The sequence below is a fragment of the Dietzia timorensis genome (assembly GCF_020742175.1).
Classification (GTDB): Bacteria; Actinomycetota; Actinomycetes; order Mycobacteriales; family Mycobacteriaceae; genus Dietzia; species Dietzia timorensis_A.
The window spans coordinates 1-3,064 of sequence record NZ_DYXM01000034.1; the positions used below are offsets into that span (position 1 = coordinate 1).

A 3,064-nucleotide genomic window follows, 5' to 3' on the forward strand; every position below is an offset into this window, starting at 1 on the left:
GCATTCTGACCTCCGGCCCCGGCGCTCGCGCGGCCCTCAGCGACCTCGGCCTCCTGGCCTTCCGCGTCATCCTCGGCATCGTCTTTATCGCCCACGGCTGGCAGAAGCTCTCCGAAAACGGCTTCGGTGGCCAGGCCGACGCCTTCGAGTCCATGGGCATCCCGGCACCCGCCGTGGCCGCCGCGTTCGCGATCATCATCGAATTCGGTGGCGGCATCGCGCTCATCGCCGGCGTGCTCATGCCCATTGTCGGCGTGCTGCTGTTTGTCGACATGGTCGGCGCGTTCATCTACGTCCACGCGGGAACGGAAGTTTTTGTTGACGCCGGAGGCTGGGAACTCATCGCCGTTCTCGGTTTCGGCTCGCTTCTCCTCGCCATCGTCGGAGCGGGGCGCTTCAGCCTCGACTGGCTCGTCGCCGGCCGCAAGCGCAAGGCGCCCGTCGTCGCCTAGCGACTTCCCGGCCCACCGGGAGCGGAGCTTCACGCGCGGCGCGTCCTTCGGGATGCGCCGCGCGTTTTTCTATAGCGAGTCGACGAGCTTCCCGCTCTTCGATAGTTCCGGGTCCGTGCAAGAGGACAGGTCGAAGCAACACGGCCGGCGCTTGCCGTTATCGAGCTTGTCGATCGTCACCCCGACGCGCTTCTCGCGGGTGGACGCGCTCTTCGTGGCACCGATCCAGCGCACCCACTCCCAGCGCGCCATCGGGGTGATGTCCTCCCACGTCCCGATGAGTTCCGGCGCCGCGTCGAGCGCCGCTCGCAGATCCTCCGGCACCTCCGGCTCGGGCCACTCCTTCGTCGGCGTGACCGTCGCGGACACCTCGCTCCCGTCGTCGAGGTCCAGTGCCTTCTCCAGCGCCGCGTCGACGGAGATCCAATGCCCCTTCTTTCCGTCCGGTTCGAGGACAGTGTCGAAGGCGTGTCCATTCATCTTCGCGTTGACGGCGACCTGTCCACGCGAGGGGAGTTCCTTGCTCGCCGCCTCCGGTAGCCGAACGATGAGCCGCTCGCCGAGGCGCTCGACTTCCGCGGAAAAATCGATCGGCGTGGTGGGCGCGGAATTCTTCTTCGGCGCGGTCTTCTGTGCCATCGCGATTCTCCAGTCTCGGGTCGACGGACATGCTGGATTCCCAGTATATTCCGTCAGCCTTACGCGCCGAAGCTGTCGAGGAGCCAATGGTGTCGCAGCCGCAGGCTCCGTTCGGTCGTGGCGGCAGCGGCCCCGAGCGCGAGCACGACGTTGAGCCACAACGGTAAATGGATTGGCGATTCGAAATGGCCGAACCGCTCGACCAACGGCGGGATGTTCGCGATGGGCTCGATGATCTGCACGAAGTTGAGTCCCACGCCCACGACGAGCATGATCACCGAAAGCCACGCGATGACGACGTCGGCGCGCGGATGCCGGAGAGCGAGTGCCACGCGTCTGCCTGCAGCAGAATGCGCGTCCGGCTCGAGGTGATGGGACTGTCCGGCGTCATCGACGAAGTGGAAACGCTTGAGGCCGGAGGAGCTAAGCGCCACGTGAATCGAGCCGCCGTCGACTGTGAAGAGTGCGGGGAGGCGCGAGGTGGCCTCCTGGTAGCCGCCCACGTAGAGGTTGGCGACGGGGTGCTCTCCGCCGGTGCGCACGTCGACAGCGTAGGTGAGCGGGCGGCCCGCGGAGCCGGTCACGTGTAAATAGCCGAGCTTGCGCCCGGTGATGTGATGCCACCACCGGAATCGCCCCAGGCGGCTGCCGTCGCCGGGTGCGACGCGCTTGGCGGCGCGCTTGTTCTTCCATTCTTCCAGCATTTCGGGCCCTTCGAGGCGCGCCGTGAGGCGAACCAATACAGCGTGTTGGTGCGTTGGTTCGTGATACTATCACGGTGTACTAGCACAGTGTGATGGAGAAAATTATGGGGCAGCGTCCGCCCGAGGGGCTGGGAAGTCGCGACAGGATTCTGTGGGCGGCGACGACGATGCTGGGCGAAGGTCCGGGCGCAATTTTGAGTGTTCGCGCGGTGGCGGCGCGTGCGGAGGTCAGTGCGGGCTCGCTGCGGCACCATTTTCCGACTCAGCGGGAGCTGATGGATGCGGCGCTCGGTGTTGTGTATGAGGTGCTACTGCCGGGGGACAGCATGCATGATCGGTCGCTGACGGCGCGCGAACGACTCGTGGCGTGTCTGCAGCGGTTGCTTGCGCCGGGAGGGGAAGAGGTCGATTCGCGCGAAGCGTGGCGGCGGGCGTTCGAGAGCTACGTCGCGAACGAACCTACCCAGGCGGCGCGGAACGAGTTCCTGGCGATCGACCGCGAGATTCGACGGCGAATCGACTATTGTCTCCGCGTGCTCCAGGGCGAGGGGACGGTTCCGGCCGGCGACAATTCTGCGCGGGTGGAGCTCCTGCTCAACGTTGTCAACGGGCTGTCCATCGCGCGGGCGATGCCCACGGAGGTTCCACGGGCGCAGGCCGAGCTCGACACATTGAGGCTGGCCGCGGGGAGCGTGATCGTGGACGAAGCCCACGGCGGAGGCCTGTCCGAGGGGGAGTGAGTGGGTTCATGGCGGTGAAGGTGGCCCGCCGGCGGCTTCGAAGAGCGACGCGGGGTGGGCGTGAGAATTCAACGGGGGAGAGCTCGAGAATCTGGCAATGCGCGTTTACGGATTCCGCGACGAACGAGCGCCCAATGCTTTGACCTTTGCGTATGTCTACTCATGAAATTACTAATATTTAAGTTGTTGCCATTCATCGTTTGACTGGGTAATAATCTTCTTGTTGCGCGCGCACGTGTGTTGCGGACAACATTCACATAAGTTGATCTTCACGTCCATTGGTGGTTGTGAAGAGTGCCCTTTAAGGAAGTTGGTGAAGATCAATCGTCGGCCGCTTCTGGCCATCATCCCGGCGGCTGCCCTCGCCGGCTCCATGCTCACCGCGCCGGTCGCCGGTGCGCAGTCCTCCCTTCCGATCCCCGAGGATCTTCTCGGCAGCGCTTCGGGAAGTCTCGATCTCGGTTCCCTCGGTGGGGATCCCTGCGGAGAAAAGGTCGTCACCCCTAATAACCTGGGTGGCTGGTACACG

At 64.7% G+C, this 3,064-nt stretch carries 4 protein-coding genes and 1 pseudogene; 3 read left to right on the top strand and 2 right to left on the bottom strand.

What is annotated here, in order from left to right:
• Window positions 1–2: 2 nt before the first annotated feature.
• On the top strand, window positions 3–452 hold the full coding sequence (locus K8V11_RS01635) for a DoxX family protein (protein WP_303910468.1): 450 nt from the start codon (window positions 3–5) through the stop codon (window positions 450–452).
• Between the two features lie 69 nt (window positions 453–521).
• Here K8V11_RS01635 and K8V11_RS01640 read toward each other — a convergent pair whose 3' ends face one another.
• Together K8V11_RS01640 and K8V11_RS01645 are read right to left on the bottom strand one after the other, a co-directional pair.
• The gene (locus tag K8V11_RS01640) at window positions 522–1,091 is read right to left on the bottom strand and encodes a YdeI/OmpD-associated family protein (protein ID WP_303910469.1); all 570 of its coding nucleotides are present in this window, start codon (window positions 1,089–1,091) and stop codon (window positions 522–524) included.
• Window positions 1,092–1,150: 59 nt separating this feature from the next.
• Window positions 1,151–1,795, bottom strand: coding sequence for a hypothetical protein (locus tag K8V11_RS01645; RefSeq protein WP_303910470.1), 645 nt, complete (start codon window positions 1,793–1,795; stop codon window positions 1,151–1,153).
• A 104-nt stretch (window positions 1,796–1,899) separates the two neighbouring features.
• Here K8V11_RS01645 and K8V11_RS01650 point away from each other — a divergent pair, with 104 nt between their 5' ends.
• Both K8V11_RS01650 and K8V11_RS01655 read left to right on the top strand, forming a co-directional pair.
• Window positions 1,900–2,535, top strand: coding sequence for a TetR/AcrR family transcriptional regulator (locus tag K8V11_RS01650; protein WP_303910471.1), 636 nt, complete (start codon window positions 1,900–1,902; stop codon window positions 2,533–2,535).
• 313 nt (window positions 2,536–2,848) lie between these two features.
• A pseudogene (locus K8V11_RS01655) lies at window positions 2,849–3,064 on the top strand (hypothetical protein); the annotation flags it as partial.